This is a genomic window from Rhizobium sp. BK661, from assembly GCF_024808825.1.
Taxonomy (GTDB): domain Bacteria; phylum Pseudomonadota; class Alphaproteobacteria; order Rhizobiales; family Rhizobiaceae; genus Rhizobium.
In genome coordinates, this window is the sequence record NZ_JANTYT010000002.1 from 204035 (window position 1) to 224497 (window position 20463).

The 20463-nt window shown below is 60.2% G+C and carries 21 protein-coding genes; 9 read left to right on the plus strand and 12 right to left on the minus strand.

Annotated elements, in window-relative coordinates:
* Positions 1-48: 48 nt before the first annotated feature.
* Complete coding sequence (locus tag FHX16_RS07305) at positions 49-2136, minus strand: M3 family metallopeptidase (RefSeq protein ID WP_183863725.1); 2088 nt, start codon at positions 2134-2136, stop codon at positions 49-51.
* 212 nt (positions 2137-2348) lie between these two features.
* Between FHX16_RS07305 and FHX16_RS07310 the strand changes: the two genes are divergently transcribed.
* On the plus strand, positions 2349-2780 hold the full coding sequence (locus tag FHX16_RS07310) for a hypothetical protein (protein WP_183863726.1): 432 nt from the start codon (positions 2349-2351) through the stop codon (positions 2778-2780).
* A 2-nt stretch (positions 2781-2782) separates the two neighbouring features.
* Here FHX16_RS07310 and FHX16_RS07315 read toward each other — a convergent pair whose 3' ends face one another.
* Positions 2783-3424, minus strand: coding sequence for a LysE family translocator (locus FHX16_RS07315; protein WP_028827962.1), 642 nt, complete (start codon positions 3422-3424; stop codon positions 2783-2785).
* A 201-nt stretch (positions 3425-3625) separates the two neighbouring features.
* Between FHX16_RS07315 and FHX16_RS07320 the strand changes: the two genes are divergently transcribed.
* The gene (locus FHX16_RS07320) at positions 3626-4810 is read left to right on the plus strand and encodes a multidrug effflux MFS transporter (RefSeq protein ID WP_183863727.1); all 1185 of its coding nucleotides are present in this window, start codon (positions 3626-3628) and stop codon (positions 4808-4810) included.
* A 48-nt stretch (positions 4811-4858) separates the two neighbouring features.
* Here FHX16_RS07320 and FHX16_RS07325 read toward each other — a convergent pair whose 3' ends face one another.
* Positions 4859-6082 carry an argininosuccinate synthase gene (locus FHX16_RS07325; RefSeq protein ID WP_028827964.1) on the minus strand — a complete coding sequence of 408 codons (1224 nt, stop codon included), beginning with the start codon at positions 6080-6082 and terminating at the stop codon, positions 4859-4861.
* A gap of 187 nt (positions 6083-6269) precedes the next feature.
* Here FHX16_RS07325 and FHX16_RS07330 point away from each other — a divergent pair, with 187 nt between their 5' ends.
* Together FHX16_RS07330 and FHX16_RS07335 are read left to right on the plus strand one after the other, a co-directional pair.
* Positions 6270-7124 carry an SDR family NAD(P)-dependent oxidoreductase gene (locus FHX16_RS07330; protein WP_183863728.1) on the plus strand — a complete coding sequence of 285 codons (855 nt, stop codon included), beginning with the start codon at positions 6270-6272 and terminating at the stop codon, positions 7122-7124.
* 81 nt (positions 7125-7205) lie between these two features.
* On the plus strand, positions 7206-7847 hold the full coding sequence (locus tag FHX16_RS07335; RefSeq protein ID WP_183863729.1) for a LysE family translocator: 642 nt from the start codon (positions 7206-7208) through the stop codon (positions 7845-7847).
* A 42-nt stretch (positions 7848-7889) separates the two neighbouring features.
* Here FHX16_RS07335 and FHX16_RS07340 read toward each other — a convergent pair whose 3' ends face one another.
* From FHX16_RS07340 to FHX16_RS07360, 5 genes are all read right to left on the minus strand, one after another.
* Complete coding sequence (locus tag FHX16_RS07340; protein WP_016556624.1) at positions 7890-8684, minus strand: ABC transporter ATP-binding protein; 795 nt, start codon at positions 8682-8684, stop codon at positions 7890-7892.
* Positions 8681-9562: an ABC transporter permease gene (locus FHX16_RS07345; RefSeq protein WP_028827967.1), complete on the minus strand. Its 882-nt coding sequence runs from the start codon at positions 9560-9562 to the stop codon at positions 8681-8683. Before FHX16_RS07345 ends, FHX16_RS07340 begins: the two co-directional genes overlap by 4 nt.
* Before the next feature lie 122 nt (positions 9563-9684).
* Positions 9685-10638 (minus strand): ABC transporter substrate-binding protein, encoded by a 954-nt coding sequence (locus tag FHX16_RS07350; RefSeq protein WP_028827968.1) that lies wholly within the window; start codon positions 10636-10638, stop codon positions 9685-9687.
* 94 nt (positions 10639-10732) lie between these two features.
* Positions 10733-11965, minus strand: coding sequence for a 23S rRNA (adenine(2503)-C(2))-methyltransferase RlmN (rlmN, locus tag FHX16_RS07355; protein WP_183863730.1), 1233 nt, complete (start codon positions 11963-11965; stop codon positions 10733-10735).
* A gap of 227 nt (positions 11966-12192) precedes the next feature.
* Positions 12193-12756, minus strand: coding sequence for an invasion associated locus B family protein (locus tag FHX16_RS07360; RefSeq protein ID WP_028827970.1), 564 nt, complete (start codon positions 12754-12756; stop codon positions 12193-12195).
* Positions 12757-13089: 333 nt separating this feature from the next.
* Here FHX16_RS07360 and FHX16_RS07365 point away from each other — a divergent pair, with 333 nt between their 5' ends.
* Positions 13090-13650, plus strand: coding sequence for a sigma-70 family RNA polymerase sigma factor (locus tag FHX16_RS07365; protein ID WP_028827971.1), 561 nt, complete (start codon positions 13090-13092; stop codon positions 13648-13650).
* Positions 13651-13663: 13 nt separating this feature from the next.
* Here the strand turns inward: FHX16_RS07365 and FHX16_RS07370 are convergent, their stop codons facing one another.
* Positions 13664-14053, minus strand: coding sequence for a YkvA family protein (locus tag FHX16_RS07370; RefSeq protein ID WP_016556630.1), 390 nt, complete (start codon positions 14051-14053; stop codon positions 13664-13666).
* Positions 14054-14105: 52 nt separating this feature from the next.
* Positions 14106-14411, minus strand: a complete 306-nt coding sequence (locus FHX16_RS07375; protein ID WP_028827972.1) for a 4a-hydroxytetrahydrobiopterin dehydratase — start codon at positions 14409-14411, stop codon at positions 14106-14108.
* A gap of 36 nt (positions 14412-14447) precedes the next feature.
* Between FHX16_RS07375 and FHX16_RS07380 the strand changes: the two genes are divergently transcribed.
* Positions 14448-14948 carry a low molecular weight protein-tyrosine-phosphatase gene (locus FHX16_RS07380; RefSeq protein ID WP_183863731.1) on the plus strand — a complete coding sequence of 167 codons (501 nt, stop codon included), beginning with the start codon at positions 14448-14450 and terminating at the stop codon, positions 14946-14948.
* On the opposite strand, the gene thpR is transcribed toward FHX16_RS07380, so the two are convergent.
* Positions 14855-15448, minus strand: a complete 594-nt coding sequence (gene thpR / locus FHX16_RS07385; RefSeq protein WP_016556634.1) for an RNA 2',3'-cyclic phosphodiesterase — start codon at positions 15446-15448, stop codon at positions 14855-14857. The two genes, FHX16_RS07380 and thpR, sit on opposite strands and share 94 nt — an antisense overlap.
* A gap of 68 nt (positions 15449-15516) precedes the next feature.
* Positions 15517-16161: an arylesterase gene (locus tag FHX16_RS07390; protein ID WP_183863732.1), complete on the minus strand. Its 645-nt coding sequence runs from the start codon at positions 16159-16161 to the stop codon at positions 15517-15519.
* 53 nt (positions 16162-16214) lie between these two features.
* On the opposite strand from FHX16_RS07390, the gene FHX16_RS07395 reads away from it, so the two are divergent.
* The 3 genes from FHX16_RS07395 (at position 16215) to FHX16_RS07405 (ending at position 20370) form a co-directional block, all read left to right on the plus strand.
* Entirely contained in the window at positions 16215-16922 is a 708-nt protein-coding gene (locus tag FHX16_RS07395) for an ABC transporter ATP-binding protein (protein ID WP_028827974.1), read from the plus strand.
* Positions 16919-19462 (plus strand): ABC transporter permease, encoded by a 2544-nt coding sequence (locus tag FHX16_RS07400; RefSeq protein ID WP_183863733.1) that lies wholly within the window; start codon positions 16919-16921, stop codon positions 19460-19462. The genes FHX16_RS07395 and FHX16_RS07400 overlap by 4 nt, the downstream gene beginning before the upstream one ends.
* Before the next feature lie 179 nt (positions 19463-19641).
* Complete coding sequence (locus tag FHX16_RS07405) at positions 19642-20370, plus strand: Bax inhibitor-1/YccA family protein (protein ID WP_259126886.1); 729 nt, start codon at positions 19642-19644, stop codon at positions 20368-20370.
* Positions 20371-20463 lie beyond the last annotated feature (93 nt).

The window sequence follows — 20463 nt, forward strand, 5'->3', positions numbered from 1 at the left end:
CCGTCAATACTTTAGCCCTCACGCATCGATTATGCGCGACCTGCTGCCTCAGGCGTCGCTGCCGGATCGTTCTTCGAAGGTCGCCAGACCCTTCTTGACCAGCATGGCATCCGGGCTCGGCAACTTGCCGCGGAAAGCCTTGTAGGCATCCTCAGGGTCGATCGCGCCACCGACGGAATAGATGTTGTCCTTGAGCTTGGCCGCCATCTCGCGATTGAAGGCATCGCCCGTTTCCTCGAAGGCAGCAAAGGCATCCGCATCGAGAACTTCGGACCACATGTACGAATAGTAGCCGGCTGAATAGCCGCCGGAGAAGATGTGCTGGAAGTGCGGCGAGGCGTGCCGCATGACGATCGACTTCGGCATGCCGAGCTCCGACAGCACCTCTTTCTGCACCGCCATCGGATCCTCGACCTTGTCGCGGGTATGGAACGCCATATCGACAAGCGCCGACGAGGTGAACTCGACCGTATTGAAGCCGGAGTTGAACGTCCGTGCTGCCAGAACCTTGTCGAGCAGGGCCTGCGGCATCGGCTCGCCGGTTTCGAAGTGCACGGCATATTGCTTCAGGATCGCGGGCACCGTCAGCCAGTGTTCGTAAAGCTGCGACGGCAGCTCGACGAAGTCGCGGGAAACGCCTGTGCCCGAGACCGAGGGATATGTGACGTTTGACAGCATCCCGTGCAGCGCATGGCCGAACTCGTGGAACAGCGTACGCGCGTCATCGAGTGACAAGAGCGCCGGCTTGCCTTCGGCTGGCTTCGCGAAGTTGCAGACATTGTAGATGATCGGCAGTTCGCCGCTGCGACCATTCTTCAGCGGCAGCTTGTGCTGCGACTGGAACGAGCTCATCCAGGCCCCGGAACGCTTGGAACTGCGGGCGAAATAATCGCCAAGGAAGAGTGCCACCAGCCGGTCCTCGCGATCGCGGATCTCGAACACGCGCGCATCGGGATGGTAGGCGGGGACACCCTTCTTCTCGACGGCGCGAATGCCGAACAACCGGCCAGCGACGTCGAAGCAGGCGTCGATGATCTTCTCCAGCTGCAGGTAGGGCTTCAGCTCGGCCTCTGAGAAATTGAACCGCTGCGCCCGGATCTTCTCGGCATAGTGGCGCCAGTCCCAGGGCATGACGTCGTGGTTCTTGCCTTCATCAGCGATCAGCTTGGCGATATCGGCTTCTTCCTCGCCGGCACGCTTTACCGCCTTGGCCCATACCTCCCGAAGCAGATGGTTGACGGCCTCAGGCGTCTTCGCCATCGTGTTGTCGAGCTTCAGTTCGGCGAAGTTGCCATAGCCGAGGAGCTTTGCCACCTCGTCGCGGAGCGCAAGCGTATCCCTGATGATGCCGCGATTATCGGTAGCGCCATCGTTCTCGCCACGCGAGACCCAGGCCTTGAAAGCCTGCTCGCGCAGGTCGCGCCGCTCCGAGAAGGTCAGGAACGGTTCGATGATCGAGCGCGACAGCGTGACAGCAAACTTGCCCTCTTCGCCACGCTCGCGCGCAGCCGCCGCCATCGCATCCTTCAGAAAGTCGGGAATACCATCGAGATCCGCGCCGTCGGAAAGGATCAGCGCCCAGCTCTTCTCGTCGGCAAGCACGTTCTGGCCGAACTGGGTGCCGAGACCCGCGAGCTTCTCGTTGATGCCCGCGAGCTTCTCCTGCTCGGACTTTGGCAGCTTCGCGCCCGATTTGACGAAGCCCTTCCAGTGGCGCTCCAGCACCCGCGTTTGCTCCAGCGTCAGGCCGAGGCTTTCGCGCGCTTCCCACAAGGCATCGATACGCGCAAACAGCGCCGCATTCATGCCGATCTTGGAATAGTGGCGCGACATCTTCGGCGAGATATCCCGCTCCAGCGCCTGGATCGTATCGTTGGTATGGGCGCCTGCCCGATTCCAGAACAGTGCCGACACGCGCGACAGTTCATCACCCGCGATCTCGAGCGCAACGACGGTGTTCTCGAATGTCGGGGCCTCCGGATTTCCCGCGATCGCGTCGATCTCTTTCTCGTGCGCCGCGAGTGCTGCATCGAAGGCGGGAGCAAAGTCGCCATCATTGAGAGCGTCGAAACGCGGCAGGCCGTGGAGACCGTTCCATTCGACAAGTGCCGGGTTGAATTCTGATGTGGAAGGCATGCGGAGATCCTTTGTGGCAGGCAACTGAACAGGCAATATAGGGATGCGCATCCGCAATTGGTATTGGCGATCAGACGCACATCACCCGCCCTGACTGCGAAAACTTCATGGCAAGAAATGATGCATAAGAATTAACTAATCGTTAACGATTGACGTACGTTCGCCACGCGCGGTAGTTTCACTCATCATCTTTTTGCAAGTGGATACGCGCCATGGAAATCCTTTCTGTGCGGTCTTCGCCGAGTTTCCTTTTCAAAAGAAACCAAGATAATTCCAATTATTACAGTGAATTAGAAGAGCAGATCGGCACAAAGACAAAGGCCTCAGCGTCGTTTCAAATCGATGAAACGAACGCGAACGCGCCAGATTTTTCCGCGATCAGCGCCAGCGAACTACGCCTCTATGCAAGGCAGAGCTTCGATGCCGGCGCGATCGATCAGGATACCTATGCTGCTATCTCCGAACCGCTGCCGATGCGAACAATCGACCCGTCGGGCAACATCCTCGACCTGTCGGATGTCACCGACGCGACGAGCTTCAATTTTCGGGACTATTACAAGGAACAGCTGCAGATCGCGACATCGATCGGTGACCCGCAGACCGTAGAACGGCTGAATTCGGTCGTCAGCTTCCTCGACGCCTGATCTCAGGCCTTCCGCCAGCCGAGCAGGCCGGGCGTCGCATGCCAGAGCGCCTGCGCGGCAAAGCCCATGAAGAGCACACCGGAGCAGCGCACGATCAGCCGCTCATGCGCGCGGTAGAATCGCCGTACCGTTCCTGCGCCGATGATTGTGATCAGGATCATGTCGGCCACGATGAAGCCCAGGAACGAAACTGCCAGCAGCACGGGCAGTGTGTGGAACTGCAGTGCGCTCGCGGAACCAGCAACGAGGGCAGTGAATGTCGCCAGCGCGACCGGATATCCCTTCGGATTGGTGACCCCGAAGATCAAGCCGCGGCGGAACGGCCGCTCCACCACCATCAGTGCCTGCCCCTCACCCTTCGGCTTTGCCCGAACCGCATTCCAGCCGATCCAGGCAAGATAGAAACCGCAGAGCAGACCAAGCGCGTCGAAGACGAAAGTACCGATCGTCTTCGCCCCAATGATCGCGATCAGCGCCAGCGACGCCCACAGCAGATCGCCGACCAGATGGCCACCGACGAACATGGCGCCTGCTCGACGCCCCTGCCCGGCGCCGATGCCAAGCAGCGCAAGGAAGGCAGGCCCTGGAATGAGCACGTAGAGAAGGGCAGCCAGAAAGGCGCCCGCGAGCAAGGATTGCGTCATCGAGAAACTCCGGAAAGGACAGCCGCAGCTTATGCGCCAATCGAAACGCGTCAAGCTGTCATGGCGGCCATGACATTTTTGAATTGCCGGATCACGCCGCTTGCGACAGAAGAAAAACCGCAGCCTTCGCGCTGACCGCGCATGTTACCAGAACCGAGTACCCCTATGCCCCCATTCCGGATGAGCGAACGGCGAACGAGCATGCTCGGCGCGCTCCTCGCGACCATCGGCCCGATCTCGATGTCGATCTACACGCCGGCGATGCCCGAGCTCGTCCATGCGTTCCAGACATCGGACTCGGCGATCAAGATGACGCTGTCCGTCTATTTCGCCGGCTTCTCGGTTGCGCAGCTGCTTGCTGGTCCGCTTTCGGATGCGTTCGGCCGCCGTGCGGCGACCCTGCTGTTCATCGGCATCTATGTGGTTGGCAGCCTGCTTGCGGCCTTTGCGCCCGGCATCGAATGGCTGCTTGCCGGCCGTCTGATCCAGGGCATCGGCGCCTCCGTCGGGATTACCGTGGCGCGCGCCATCGTCCGCGACCAGTTCACCGGCACCGAAGCCTCCCGCATCATGAACCTGATCGGCATCATGATCGCCATCGGACCGGCCGCCGCGCCAACCGTCGGCGGCTTGGCGCTGGCCGCGTTTGGCTGGCAGTCGGTCTTCTTCCTCCTCATCGGCTTCGGACTGCTGATCTGTTTCGGAGTGATCGTCTTCATGCGCGAGACGAGCGTGCCGGATCCGCGCCGCGCGCTCCCGGGGCCCCTGCTTCGCGCCTATCTGGAGCTTGCCTGCGAAAGCCGCTTCGTCTCCGCTTCGCTTGTCCTCGGCGGTTCGATCGGCGCCCTCTACGCCCAGGCGACACTTCTTCCCTTCATCCTCATCAAGGTCGTCGGTCTGTCACCGACCGCCTTCGGCTTGGGCATGCTGATGCAATCAGGGTCCTACTTCCTCGGCTCCGTGTGCCTTCGCTATGCGGCGCCGCGTCTGGGCGGCGACGGCTCCGTACGCGTCGGGCTTGGCCTGCTGGGCTTTGCCGGCATCATGATCGCGCTATCAGTCCACTTCGTCACGCCATCCTATCTTTCGATCATGGGGCCGATCGCGTTCCTCGCCTTCGGCTTGGCGTTCCTGACCCCGCATATGACCACGTCAGGTCTCTACCCATTCCCGCATATCGCTGGCTCGGCATCCGCGATGATGGGCTTCATTCAGATGGGTGGCGGCTTTGCCGGCGGCGTCGCGGGTTCGTTGATCGGCATGCCACTGCTCGCCTTTGGAACGGTGATCCCGATCATGGCGCTGATTTCGATCATCAGCTACGTCTGGTTCGTGCGCGCCTCGCAACGCACGGCACAACTCTCCCACACCACAACGGACCAATGAAAAGGCCCGCACGAGGCGGGCCTTTGATATCAGGCAGACTGCTCTCGATTACTTCGAGAGGTTGCGCTTGGCGAGCGTGCGCAGGCGCAGCGCGTTGAGCTTGATGAAGCCGGCGGCGTCCTTCTGGTCGTAGGCGCCCTGGTCGTCTTCGAAGGTAACCAGCTTGTCGGAGTAGAGCGACTTCGGGCTCTCGCGACCGGTAACCATGACATTGCCCTTGTAGAGCTTCAGCGTCACTTCGCCTTCGACATGCTCCTGGCTCTTGTCGATCAGCGCCTGCAGCATTTCGCGCTCCGGCGAGAACCAGAAGCCGTAGTAGATCAGCTCCGCATAGCGCGGCATCAGTTCGTCCTTGAGGTGGGCGGCACCGCGGTCGAGCGTGATGGATTCGATGGCGCGGTGCGCGGCAAGCAGGATCGTGCCGCCGGGCGTCTCATAGACGCCGCGCGACTTCATGCCGACGAAGCGGTTTTCCACGAGGTCGAGGCGACCGATGCCGTTGTCACGGCCGTAATTGTTCAGCGTTGCGAGCAGCGTCGCCGGGCTCATGCGTACGCCGTTGATCGAAACCGCGTCACCCTTCTCGAAGCCAACCTTGATGGTAGTTGCCTTGTCGGGAGCCGCTTCCGGAGAAATCGTGCGCATATGCACGTATTCGGGGGCTTCCTGGGCCGGATCTTCCAGAACCTTGCCCTCGGACGAGGAATGCAGCAGGTTGGCGTCGACGGAGAACGGCGCCTCGCCCTTCTTGTCCTTGGCAACCGGGATCTGGTGGGCTTCGGCAAAGGCCAGCAGATCGGTACGGCTCTTGAACGACCAGTCGCGCCATGGCGCAATGATCTTGATGTCGGGGTTCAGGGCATAGGCGGAGAGCTCGAAGCGGACCTGGTCGTTGCCCTTGCCCGTTGCGCCATGCGCGATCGCATCGGCGCCGGTCTTGCGAGCAATGTCGATCAGGTGCTTGGAGATCAGCGGACGGGCGATCGAGGTGCCGAGCAGGTAAACGCCCTCATAGACGGCATTGGCGCGGAACATCGGGAACACGAAGTCCTTCACGAACTCTTCGCGGACATCCTCGATGTAGATCTCCTTGATGCCGAGCATTTCGGCCTTCTTGCGTGCAGGCTCCAGCTCTTCACCCTGGCCGAGGTCGGCGGTGAACGTCACGACTTCTGCGCCGAGTTCGGTCTGCAGCCACTTCAGGATGATCGAGGTGTCGAGACCGCCGGAATAGGCGAGGACGACTTTCTTTACGTCTTTGTGCGATGCCATGATGATGAGGTCCGTTGCAAAAGGGCGGCGGCAAGCCCGCCAAGCCCGGTATGGCTGGGCACTTTTAGCGAGATCGGCGCAGGACGCAAGGGCAACGGCGGCCCTACGCGGCTCGGATAATGTTTGACAGGCAGAAAGCGCAACCCATATCTGCCAGCGTCCGCACAATGCTGAGGAGAGGCTGGCCGTGACGAAAATCCAAGACATCATCAAGAAATCCAATGTCGCCGTCATCACCGGCGGTGCTTCGGGCATCGGGCTTGCGGCGGCAAAGCACTTTGCCCGTGCCGGCATGAGCGTTGCCATCGCCGATCTCGGCGGCGACCGGTTGGCAGCGGCGGCAGCCGAGCTGAAGTCGATATCGGGAGAGGAGCATGTGCTCGCCGTTGAGACCGACGTCGCGCAGAAGGACTCGCTAGAGGCGCTCGAGAGAACCGTGATCCAGCGCTTCGGCCGCGTTCATATCCTCATGAACAACGCCGGGATCGGCCCGGCGACCTCGATTTTCAGCGCCCAAGCCGATTGGGACAGCATCCTTGGCGTCAACCTGCTCGGAGTCATCAACGGAACGCGGACCTTCGGCCAGCACATGCTCTCGCATGGCGAACCCGGCCTGATCATCAACACCGGTTCCAAGCAGGGCATCACTACGCCACCCGGCAATCCGGCCTATAACGTCTCGAAGGCCGGCGTGAAGGTGTTCACCGAAGCGCTCGAGCATGAATTGCGCAACACCGAAGGCTCGAAGATCTCCGCTCACCTGCTGATCCCCGGCTTCGTTTTTACCGGCCTCACCAAGGGCGACCGCGCGGAAAAGCCAGCCGCCGCATGGACCGCGGAACAGACCGTCGACTTCATGATTGAAAGCCTGGAACGCGGCGACTTCTACATCCTCTGCCCTGACAACGACGTCGCCCGCGCCGTGGACGAGCGCCGCATGGCCTGGGCGATGGGTGACATCATCGAGAACCGTCCGCCGCTGTCGCGGTGGCACAAGGATTATGCCGACAAGTTCAAGACCTATCTCGAACGCAAGGAATAGGTCGTATTAGAAGGTTTGATTAGACATTTTCGGAGAGCCGGATAAAAGCAACCAACGTTTTTCCGGCTCTCAGAGTGTAACATGGACTTTTTGCCCAGCTTTGCCACGCTTCTCGCCTTTGCTGCTGCGACTTTGCTGCTTGCGGCAACGCCCGGCCCAGACATGACGCTGTCGATCAGCCGCGCTCTGGCGCAGGGCAAGAAGGCGGCGCTGTTCGTCGTGCTCGGCACCAGTCTCGGTATCGTCGTCCACACGATGCTGGTGGCCTTCGGCGTCTCGGCGCTGATCACCGCCTCGCCGACCGCCTTCCTGATGCTGAAGACCGGCGGTGCCGCCTATCTGCTTTGGCTTGCCGTCCAGGCGATCCGCTACGGCTCGAAGTTTTCGGTCAACAAGGTGGAAACAGCGACAGGAACGCCGCTTGCCAACATCTCCTCGGGCTTCTGGGTCAACCTTTTGAACCCGAAGGTGATCATCTTCTTCATGACCTTCCTGCCGCAGTTCGTCAGCGCCGGCGATCCGACGGTGACGCAGAAGCTGCTGTTTCTCGGCTTCTGCTTCATTGTGATCGGCATGCCGGTCAACGCTGCTGTGGTTTTTGCGGCCGACTGGCTGGCCAGCTGGCTGCAGAACAACAAGAAGGTTTTGCGCGGCATGGACTTTACCTTTGCCGGCGTCTTCTCCGTCTTCGCGGCAAAAATCCTGCTGACGCAGGCTCGCTAAGCAATCTCCGGGAAGTCTGACTTCCCGGAAAATTGTCTATCGTCAGCCGATCAGCAACGCATCGTCGTCAAGCGTCTGGCCGCGCATCTTGCGGAACATCGCGATCAGGTCTTCGACCTGCAACGTCTTGCGGCTGTCGCCGCTGACGTCGAGAACGATCTCGCCACCATGCAGCATGATCGTGCGGTGGCCATAGTCGAGCGCCTGTCGCATGGAGTGGGTGACCATCAGCGTTGTCAGCTTGCGCTCCGAGACGATCTTCTGCGTGAGCCCCATGACGAACTCGGCCATGCCAGGATCGAGCGCCGCCGTATGCTCGTCGAGCAACAGCACTTCCGAACCGGCAAGCGTCGCCATGACAAGCGAAACAGCCTGACGCTGACCGCCGGATAGCAGGTCCATGCGGTCCCGCATCCGATTCTCAAGACCGAGATTAAGTTCGGCGATCCGCTCGCGAAAATGCTCGCGCCGCTTCGGACCCAGCGCCGAGACGAGCCCCCGCCTTTCACCGCGACGCGCGGCAAGTGCAAGGTTTTCCTCGATCGAGAGCGAGCCGCAGCTTCCCGTCAGTGGATCCTGAAAGACACGGGCAACGAGGCCCGCACGCGCGGCCGTTGATTTGCGCGTGACATCGGTCTTGCCGATGAGAACCTGGCCTTCGCTGGCGAGCACATCGCCGGCAAGAACGCCGAGCAGCGTCGACTTGCCCGCCCCGTTCGAGCCGATAACCGTGACGAACGAGCCTTCCTCGATTGTCAGGCTGACGCCGTTCAGCGCCTGCTTCTGCAGCGGCGTACCTTTGCCGAAGACGACTTTGATATCCTTGAGCGTGATCACGATGCGGCACCTCCGCGGCGAAGACGGGGAAGAATGAGCGCTATTGTAACCAGAACGGCCGTCACGAAATTAAGGTCCGATGCCTGCAGCCCGATGACATCGGTCGAGAGTGCCAGCTGGATGGCGATACGGTAGAGGATGGAGCCGAGCACACAGCCGACCAGCGCGATCAGCAGGCCACGACGACCGAGCAGCGTTTCGCCGATGATGACGGCCGCCAGACCGACGACGATCGTTCCAACGCCCGAAGTAACGTCCGCAAAACCGTTGGTTTGCGCGAAGAGCGCGCCACCGAAGGCAACCAACGCATTCGAGATCGCCATGCCGAGATAGATCTGGCGGCTTGTGTCGACGCCCTGCGCGCGGGCCATGCGAGCATTCGCACCCGTCGCGCGCATCGCCAGACCCGAGTCGCTTTCAAGAAAACGCCAAACGACGATCACGGCAACGACGACAAGGACGCCGACAAACAGCGGCCGAACATAAAACTCACGCAGGCCATGGCCAAAAAACGGACTGATCATCGTATCCGCATTGATCAGAGCGACGTTCGGTTTGCCCATGACGCGCAGGTTGACCGAGAAGAGCGCGATCATCGTCAGAATCGATGCAAGCAGGTTCAGAATCTTGAAGCGCACATTGAGCATCGCCGTAACCAGACCGGCCGCAGCGCCCGCAACCATCGCAATAAGCGCAGCAAGCCAGGCATTGACGCCAGCGATGATCAACACCGCCGTTACCGCAGCACCCAGCGGAAAAGAGCCGTCAACCGTCAGATCCGGAAAATCCAGCACACGGAATGCGAGGTAAACGCCGAGTGCGACGAAGGCATAGACCAACCCCAGCTCCACGGCTCCCCAGAATGCGATCTGACTCAAGGCTCCTGCCCTTTCCTCTGACTTGCCCCGCCTGTCATCGGGTCCAAGCTTTTAATACCATCAGCCGCCCCCGCGTAAAACGGGAGCGGCTGGATGACCAGTTTCTCAAAACTATACGGCGATCAGTCGATCGTCTTCGTTGCGCGCTTCACGACACTTTCCGGCAGGGTGACGCCCATCTTGGTCGCTGCGCCCTTGTTGATGACGAGATCGCTGCCGGCAGCAACCTTCACCGGAATGTCGCCCGGGTTTTCACCCTTGAGGATGCGAACGACGATCTCGCCCGTCTGCTTGCCGACATCGTAATAGTTGAAGCCGAGGGCAGCGATCGCACCGCGCGAAACGGAGTCCGTGTCAGCGGTGAAGAGCGGCAGCTTGCTTTCTTCGGCAACAGCGACGGCGCCTTCGAGTGCAGAGATGATCGTGTTGTCAGTCGGGATATAGATGGCGTCTGCGCGGCCGACGAGTGCACGGGCAGCACCCTGCACTTCAGCGGACTTGGTGGCGGCCGACTCGACAACCTTCAGCCCAGCTTTCTCAGCCTCCGCCTTCAGGACAGCAAGCAACGATACGGAGTTGGCTTCACCGGAGTTGTAGAGATAGCCGATCGTTTTGACGTTCGGCAGGATTTCCTTGATAAGCGCAAGATGCTCGGCAACCGGCGACATGTCGGAAAGACCGGTGACATTGCCGCCCGGCTTGTCCATATCCTTTACGAGCTGCGCGCCGAGCGGATCGGATACGGCGGTGAAGACAACCGGAATGTCGCGTGTTGCGGAAACGACCGCCTGAGCGGATGGCGTGGAGATCGGCACGATAACGTTCGGGCCCTCGCCTGCGAACTGGCGAGCGATCTGCGCAGCCGTTGCCGGGTTGCCCTGGGCCGACTCGAACATGAACTTCAGGTTCTCGCCTTCCTTGTAGCCGGCAGCCGTCAGCACATCGAGGACGCCCTTGCGCGCTGCATCGAGAGCAGGATGCTCGACGATCGCCGTAACAGCGACGGTGACATCTTCTGCCTTGGCAGGCAGGGTCAGGGCCAGCGTGGCCGCGACAGCAAGCAGAATTGAACGCATTGGGTATCCTCCAGATATGATTTTGGCCTGCTTCTAGGAAAAGCAGGCCATGAAATCAATCGTCAGGAGGTGTTTGAAGGATCAAACTTGCTGATCAATCATCCGCGCCATGGTTGGCGATCATCATCGCCTCGAAGGCCAGCCGCTCGGTCTTGCGCATGCGCTCCGACTCCGACTTCAGCTGGCCGCAGGCCGCCAGAATGTCGCGGCCGCGTGGCGTGCGGATCGGCGAGGCATAGCCGGCCGAGTTGATAAAATCGGCAAACTTCTCGATCTGCGCCCAGTCGGAACACTGATAGTTGGTGCCCGGCCACGGGTTGAACGGAATGAGGTTGATCTTCGCCGGCACGCCTTTCAGCAGCTGAACGAGACCCTTAGCATCCTCAAGACTGTCGTTGACGTCCTTCAGCATCACATATTCGAAGGTGATGCGGCGGGCGTTCGACAGGCCCGGATACTTCCGGCAGGCCTCGATCAGTTCCTTCAGCGGGTACTTCTTGTTGATCGGCACGAGGATATCGCGCAGATCGTCGCGCACGGCATGCAGCGAGATCGCCAGCATCACGCCGATTTCGTCGCCGGTCCGGAAGATTTCAGGCACGACACCCGAGGTCGACAGCGTCACCCGGCGCTTCGAGAGCGACAACCCGTCGCCATCGGTTGCGATCAGCAGCGCCTGCTTGACGGCATCGAAATTGTAAAGCGGCTCGCCCATGCCCATCATGACGATATTGCTGACCTTGCGGCCTTCCGCCGGCATGATCGTGCCTTGCGGCGCTTCGCGGTCCGGGAAATCGCCGAGCCGATCACGGGCCAGGAGAAGCTGTGAAAGGATCTCCTCGGCCGTCAAGTTGCGCACCAGCCGCTGCGTGCCGGTATGACAGAACGAACAGGTCAGCGTGCAGCCGACCTGGCTCGAGATGCAAAGCGTGCCGCGGCCCTCTTCCGGGATGTAGACCGCCTCGATCTCGACCGGACGCCCGGCTCCCCGCGGAGGGAAACGCAGCAGCCACTTCCGCGTACCGTCATTGGAAACCTGTTCTTCGACGATCTCGGGACGCGCGATGGTGAAATGCCGCTTCAGCATCTCGCGCATGTCCTTGGCGACGTTCGTCATGTGATCGAAATCGGAGACGCCGCGCACGTAGATCCAGTTCCAGAGCTGCGCAACGCGCATCTTGATCTGCTTGTCCGGCACGCCCTTTTCGCGCAGCGCAGCACCCATCTCTTCACGGCTGAGGCCGATCAGCGAGGGCTTCTGGCCGGCGTCGAGCTGCGGCAGCACTCCGGCAGGCTTGGTAACAGTCATCGCATCCATGACGGACATAGTCTCTAATCCCGAATTCAACATGCGATCGCCCCGGTAAGCCAGATGACTTGCGGGCACGACAGGCATGATGGCAGAAATTGAATGCGGAACCGGCGGCAAAGCCGCGATCTATCCGCTGTTGCGCGGGCCTTTAGCATCATTTTCACCGCGCGTCACTATAGATGGAAACGACGAAGGCCGGCGCAAGGCCGGCCTCCTGAAATTTCGTTACCGCGACAGCAAGCTTACTTGCAGCCTTCAACCTGCTTGAGTGCGGCGGAGATACCTGACAGCGAGTAGCTGTACGACGTCGATGTTCCCTTGCGCGATGTCGCGTTGACGGTCATCGAGTGGCCGCTCTTCATGGCCGCGACGAGCGCCGGCTCCTGAGCCGCATTCTCGACCCAGCCGGCCTTGTCCTTGGTGAACATCACGAAGGTCTTGTTGTCGATAACGACATCGATCTTCGAGTTTTCCTTGACGATGTAGCCCATCATTGCCTGCGGCTCGTAGGAAATGTTCTGGCCGGGGCGCTGCGAGACGATGAAGAAGTTGTCACCGTGATCGATGTTGGCCGGTTTCTTTTCCGTCGGTACGGACAACACATAGCAAACGGTGCTCGCGCCGGACTTGTACGAATAGGCACCCCAGGCCTGGAACTGCTGTATCCGCGTCGGCGCTGTCGAAGCCGGAGCAGCCTGCTGCTGCGCTGCCGGTGCCGCGGGCTGCGTCTTCTTGGTCTGAGCGGATGCAATGCCGGCGCCGGCGAGAACGAGGGAAATGGCGATTGCGGTAGTTTTACGAAACATGGATATCCTGCCGGTTCTTGCGATTCGAGCCCGAAGCGAACGGGCGGCGCATAATCACGATCTGCTTTATTTTGACTTAATTCAGGTTACCAAAGCGTCAACAGGGACTGCGAGAAGTCCCTGCCTGTGCCATTCTCACCCAAGCGTCAACGTCGGGCGCTGGCGCCTCGCCCGTGGTGGCGTAGTACTGTGTGCGCACGCAGACCATCGTCACGAATGATTTAAGACATAAAGATTCAGGCAAGAGTTTGACCTTTTCAGAAACCGTTGTAGGTCAATAAGCGTTGGAAATCCGTTGGAGAATTCGCGGCGGCAGGGGACTTTGCACGGGACATGAATGCCGAGGAGAAACAGCGCTTCGCCGCCCTCGTCAGGGCCGTTGCGGAACGCCGCGACCAAGAGGCATTCACCGTGCTGTTCGACTACTTTGCGCCGCGGCTAAAATCCTGGCTGTTGCGCCAAAGAATGGCGAGCAGCGAGGCCGAGGAACTCGTCCAGGAAGTGATGATCGTGCTCTGGCACAAAGCAGGGCTCTACGATGCAACTCGATCGTCTCTGTCGACCTGGCTTTTTCGCATTGCCCGCAACCGCCGAATCGATCTGCAGCGCCGGGCCAATGCGCGTGTCCTGGATCATGCAGATCCGGCTTTGAGACCGGTTGCGGAAACCGGCGCAGATGAAATCGTCGCGAACGACGACCGTGACGCCAACGTGCGCGCCGCTGTTCGTCAATTGCCGGAAGAGCAACGGGAAATGCTGCGCGCCGCCTTCTTTCTCGGTCAATCGCATTCACAGATCGCCGAGGCGACGGGCCTGCCACTCGGAACGGTCAAGTCCCGTATCCGGCTGGCCTTTGGAAAACTCAGGAAGATACTTGAGGCCGAGGGTACCTGACGCGCCGGCACAACTAGATCGTCTTCATCCCCTCGGGCTTGTCGGCGAGCGCGCGATCAGCAGCTTCATAGTGCCTTGGCTGCAAATGCCTGCTGACCATGGCAAAGGCTGCGGAAAGAACCGCAACGTCGTCCGAAAAACCTATCACGGCGAACACATCCGGGATCATGTCGATCGGCATGACGAAGTAGGCAAGGGCGGCAAGAAGCACACCGCGCACCCGCGTGGGCGTCTGTGGATCCATCGCGCAATAGAATGCTGCGACGACATCGCGTGTGAATGGAATCTGCCGCACGGCCTTCTTGAAGGTCGGCCAGAATTTCTTGCGCACAGTCTGCTCTCGCCGGCTTTGCGTATCCTCGTCGCCCGGCAGCAGGATCTCACCGAATTTGACGTCGTCCATTCCAGATTGGTCCTCTTGTTCACGCGCACATATGGTGATGATGGCAGCGGATTCAATCAAGCCGGCGTGCCGCCGCTTTCTCCATTTCCGCGGCCAGCCTGAAGTCCAGCTCGGTCAGGCCGCCTGCATCGTGCGTATTCAGCTTGATGTCGACGCGCGAATAGACATTGAACCACTCCGGATGATGATTGAGCCGTTCCGCCGCGAGTGCGGCTTCCGTCATGAAGCCGAAAGCCTCGACGAAATTGCGGAACTTGAAGCTTCGCGATATCGCTGCGCCGCTTTCATCGAGCGACCATCCGTCAAGCTTGGAAAGTTCGGCAGCGATGGCTTGGCGTTCCAGTTTTTCCCGTTTCATGCGATCGTCCCTCCTCTTTTGCAATATGGACCACAGATGAAACGCATTAGCATCCTCTTTGTTTGCATGGGCAATATCTGCCGTTCGCCTCTGGCCGAGGGGATCTTCTCGCATCTTGTCGAGGAGGCGGGCTTTGCTGGTCGTTTCGAGATCGATTCTGCCGGCACGGGCAGCTGGCATCAAGGTGATCATCCCGATCGGCACTCGATCACAACGGCCAGAGGACACGGGATAGACATCTCTCGGCAACGTGCTCGCCAGATCACGATGGAGGATTTCGGCCATTTCGACCTGATCCTCGCGATGGATCAGGAAAATCTATCCGAACTTCGCCGCAGGCATCCCGAAGCCATGAATGTCCACTTGTTCGGAGACATTGCGCTCGAAACCGGCGAGGACATTCCCGACCCCTACTACGGCGGCGCGGACGACTTCGAACTTGTCTATGCCAGGCTCTTTACCGGCTGCAGGAAGCTGCTGGAAGGGCTGGGAACAGACAATGCCTCATGGAGAGGGAAAATCTCTTCCGTCAGATAGGGACCGCCACCAACCGATTCCCGTGACGATAGCAGCACGAAACGCGGAACAGTGAAGGCCGAAGTCTGGAAATTGCCGCGACCCGCCAGATAGTGCACCACGTCATCGACGCGAGATGACTTCAGCCGCGCGAGCGTGACGTGCGGCGTGAACTTACGGGGATCCGGCGGCAATCCGATGCGCTGGCAGATCCGTTCGATTTCCGCCTGCAGAGCATGCATCTCAGGCGAAGGCGAAACACCGGCCCAAACGGAATGCGGCTTCTTGGATCCGAAGGCGCCGATACCATCAAGACGGATCTGGAATTCGGGCCGGTCGATGCGGTCGAGCCGGTCGACAATTTCGTCTGCCGTACGCCCATCGACATCGCCGATAAACCGCAAAGTGATGTGGTAGTTTTCCACATCGATCCATCTTGCACCAGGGAGACCACCGCGCAGCAATGAGAGGCTCATTGCGGCATTGCGCGGAATTTCGAGGGCGGTAAACAGTCTCGGCATAACGAGCACTCCCCGAATCTTTTGCAGGTGCTCACACGGAATCACGCATTGAACACCTGCGCAAGTCCCTAATTCTTCACAGTAGAAATCGTTCCCAAGAATTGCGTGATAGCCGGCTCCATCCTTTCGACCATCACATCGATGCCTCTGCTGTTCGGATGCATGCCATCATCAAGCTTCAGACCGGCATCGACAGCAACCCCGTCCAAGAAGAAAGGATAAAGCGCAACGCCATGTTTTTGCGCAAGTTTCTGGTAGATGGAGTTGAACTGTGCCGCATAGTCTCCGCCCATGTTCGGCGGCGCCAGCATGCCCACAAGAAGGACCGCGATACCTCGTTCCTTTAGCCGGGCAATCATCTGATCGAGATTCTTTTCACTCTCTTGTGGAGGGATGCCGCGCAGCGCATCATTGGCGCCGAGCTCGAGGATGACGCCATCGGTGCCGTCGGGGATAGACCAGTCTATGCGTGCGAGACCGCCGGTCGTCGTGTCCCCAGACACGCCTGCATTGGCGATTGAGATATCCACTCCCTTGGCCTTCAGAGATGCCTGCAACTTCTCTGGAAAGCCGTCGCCGGGCGGGAGTTGATAGCCCGCCATCAGGCTGTCGCCAAAGCCAACCAGGCTGATTGTCCGTGCACTGGCGGCGACCGCAAAGGTCAGCGAAGCAACAATGACGGCGATGTGAAGGCCGGCAACTTTAAATCTCATTCCGCTTTCCCTAGATTGGCAGCACGATCGGCACTTATATAGGGCGAATACTGTTGGCAAAAACCATCATCGAGTTGAAGCGCGCCGATTTGACGCTTGGCAGTGCCGCCGCCTCCGTCCATGTCCTGAAAGGCATCGACTTGACGATTGCCGCCGGTGAGTCGGTCGGTATCGTGGGGCCATCGGGGTCCGGCAAATCGACATTGCTGATGGTGCTTGCCGGACTTGAGAAGCTTGATAGTGGCGAGATCAACGTCAGTGGCACGCCATTGCATGCGTTAAGTGAAGACCAGGTAGCCGACTTCCGTGGGCGCAACATCGGTATCGTCTTCCAGTCCTTTCATCTGATTGCCAACATGACGGCGCTGGAAAACGTCGCCGTGCCGCTCGAACTCGCCAACCTTCCCAATCCCTTCGAGATCGCCCGTCGTGAGCTTAAATCCGTGGGGCTCGGCGATCGATTGAACCACTATCCCGGCCAGCTTTCCGGGGGCGAGCAGCAACGTGTAGCCATTGCACGCGCGCTCGCACCCTCGCCTGCACTGCTGATCGCCGACGAACCAACCGGCAACCTCGACACCGACACCGGCCGCCAGATTGCCGATCTCCTGTTTTCGAAGCAGGCTGAGCGTGGCATGACGCTGTTGCTCGTCACCCACGACGCGGCACTCGCCAAACGCTGCTCCAGGCAGATTCGGGTTCGGTCCGGCCAGATCGAGGGCGATAGCGCGCCAGTGCAGCCTGAGGCGGCCATTGCATGACACTGGTGAGCCCGCGCGTCTCCCTGGCCCTTCGTCTCGCGCTTCGGGAGCTGCGCGGTGGGCTTGGTGGCTTCTACATCTTTCTCGCCTGTATTGCTCTCGGCACCGGCGCCATTGCGGCGGTTAACTCCGTTTCGCAGTCGATTACCGACACGATCGCCACGCAGGGCCAGGAGATCCTCGCCGGCGACGTGCGCTTCGAGCTCAATAATCGCGAGGCGACGGAAGCAGAAATGGGCTTCCTGCGCGGCTTCGGAAACGTGTCAGTGTCGACTGGCCTGCGTTCGATGGCGCGCAAGCCCGACGGCTCGGATCAGGCCTTGGTCGATGTCAAGGCGGTCGACAGCGCCTATCCGCTCTACGGCACTTTCGAAGCCGCCCCGAATTACCCATTGCACACGCTTCTATCCGGACAGAGCGGTACGTTCGGCGCCGTGGCGGCGCCGCTGCTCCTGGAGCGCCTCGGTCTTTCCATTGGCGATGAAATCCTGCTCGGCAATGCCATTCTGAACATTACCGGTACGATCAAGACCGAGCCGGACGCAGTTTCGGAAGGCTTCGGCTTCGCCCCGCGCCTGCTGGTGAGCAGGGACGCTCTCAAGGCATCGGGCCTCATCCAGACGGGCAGCTTGGTCGAACACGTTTACAAGATCCGCATGGACGATCCCACCGAGAGATCCACAATCCGCGATCGGGCCGCGAAGGAATTTCCGTCGGCCGGCTGGTCGATTCGCACGAGCGATCGCGCCGCCCCCTCACTGACTCAAAACATCGAGCGTTTCTCGCAGTTCCTGACGTTGGTCGGACTGACGGCGCTGATAGTCGGCGGTGTCGGCGTCGCGAATGCCGTCCGCGCCTTCCTGGATTCCAAGCGTACGACGATCGCAACGTTCAAATGCCTCGGCGCACCGGCGGCGACGGTGGTTCTGATCTACCTTTTTCAGATTGCAATCATTGCTCTCGGCGGCATTGTCGTCGGCTTGGTCATCGGTGCGCTGGCGCCGATCGTCGCATCGCAATTTCTGGCGCAATTCCTACCCGTTTCCACCGACCTCACATTCTACCCCGGAGCCTTGGCTCTCGCGGTCCTGTTCGGCATTTTGACAACGCTGGCGTTTGCCATAATGCCGCTCGGACATTCCCGCGAGGTTCCGGCAACAGCGCTGTTCCGCGAGCAGGGTTTTGAAGCGCGCGGCCTTCCCTCCTGGCCTTACATCCTCCTTGCCGCAGCCTTTCTCCTTGCGCTTGCCGGTCTCGCCATCGCCACCGCCTACGATCGCTTTATTGCCATCGTCTTTGTCGGGGCAATCGCCTTCGCTTTCGTTATCCTGAGGCTGGTCGCGGCCGGTATTGCGTGGCTCGCGCGCCGCAGTCCGCGTGTCAACTCGCCGGCCCTCCGCCTCGCGATCGGAAACATCCATCGCCCCGGCGCTCTGACGCCCTCCGTCGTGCTGTCGCTCGGTCTTGGGCTCGCGCTGCTCGTCACCCTCACCCTGATCGACGGCAACATGCGGCACCAGTTGACCGGACGCATGGCCGCCGGCGCGCCGAACTTCTTCTTCGTCGACATTCAGGGATCCGAACTCGAGAAATTCCGGAGCGTCGTCAAAGCCGGCTCCCCGGACGGCAAATTGGTCGAAGTGCCGATGCTGCGTGGCCGCATCCTCGCTTTCAATGGTGAGGACGTGACGAAGCGGAAGGTCCCGCCGGGCGGCCAGTGGGTACTGCGCGGCGACCGCGGCATCACATATTCGGAAGCCCTGCCGGAAAATGCATCATTGACCGAGGGGTCATGGTGGCCGAAGGAATACAGCGGCGAGCCGCTGGTCTCCTTTTCCGCCGAGGAAGCCAAGGAACTCGGCTTGAAGATCGGCGACACCGTCACCGTCAACGTGCTTGGCCGCAACATCACCGCCAAGATCGCCAATCTCCGCAAGGTCGAATGGGAATCGCTTTCCATCAACTTCGTGATGATCTTCTCGCCGAATACGTTCCGCGGCGCCCCGCATGCGTGGCTGGCGACGCTAACCGACCCGACGGCAACCTCCGCCGCGGAGGCTGCGATCCTGAAGTCGGTAACGAACACCTATCCGACGATCACCAGCGTCCGGGTCAAGGACGCAATCGACATCGTCAATGCGTTGGTGGGGCAACTGGCCACAGCGATCCGCGCCGCCGCCTCCGTTGCACTCATCGCATCGGTCCTCGTGCTCGCAGGCGCACTTGCCGCCGGCAACCGCGCTCGTACCCATGACGCGGTCGTCCTCAAGACACTTGGCGCGACGCGGCGAATGCTGATCCGCGCATTCTGCTACGAGTACCTCATCCTTGGCGCCGCGACTGCGGTATTCGCTCTCTTTGCCGGCGGCGTCGCGGCATGGTTCATCACTGCCCGGATCATGCGTATCCCATCCCACTTCCTGCCTGACGTCGCCGGGCTGACGCTCGTCACTGCCCTGGTGCTCACCGTGGGCATAGGGCTCGTCGGCACATGGCGCATCTTGGGGCAGAAGGCAGCACCCGTTTTGCGCGAACTCTGATTGACCGAACGGAGAAATTCCCTTCACCTTACGGCGATTTAACCCGATCTCGGGTTGCAAGGGCCTTGTTTGCGAAAGCCGAAAGGCTCATATTGTCTGCAGGCATGCTGGGCTCCGCAGCGGCGCCCGGGTTTTTGCGCCCGACACCGTGTCCACACCGGAGCTTGTAAGAGGAAACTATGGCTGACCTTCGTAATTACCAAGGCCGCGTACAGACTGGCGAGATGATCGACCAGGGCCTACGCAGCTATATGCTCAAGGTCTACAACCTGATGGCGCTGGGTCTGGCGATCACGGGTATAGCCGCCTATCTGGGCTTCAATTTCGCCGTCCAGAACGGCCAACTGACGCAGTTTGGCGTATTGCTTTTCCAATCGCCGCTGCGCTGGGTGGTCATTCTTGCACCGCTGGCCGCCGTGTTCTTCCTGAGCTTCAGGATTAACCGGATGAGTGTTGCCGCTGCGCAGACGACCTTCTGGGTCTACGCCGCGCTGGTGGGCCTGTCGCTTTCGTCGATCTTTCTGGTCTACACACAGTCGAGCATCACGCAGACGTTCTTCGTAACGGCCGCTTCCTTCGGTGCACTTTCGCTCTATGGTTACACGACCAAGCGTGATCTCTCTGCAATGGGCTCGTTCCTGATGATGGGTCTCTTCGGCCTGATTATCGCGTCGCTCGTGAACCTCTTCCTGGCATCGTCTGCCATGCAGTTCGCGATCTCCGTGATTGGCGTGCTGATCTTTGCGGGCCTCACCGCCTACGACACGCAGCGTATCAAGGAACTGTACTACGAAGCAGACGGCGCAGATGTTGCCGGCCGCAAGGCGATCATGGGCGCACTGACCCTGTATCTCGACTTCATCAACCTCTTCATGTTCCTCCTGCAGTTCATGGGCAACCGCAAGTAAGGAACAGAGGCATATCGAAAAAGGCGGCTTCGGCCGCCTTTTTTGTTGCTAGGTCGTCCGCAGAATGATTTTTGGAGGGGTCCTTTAGTCAAC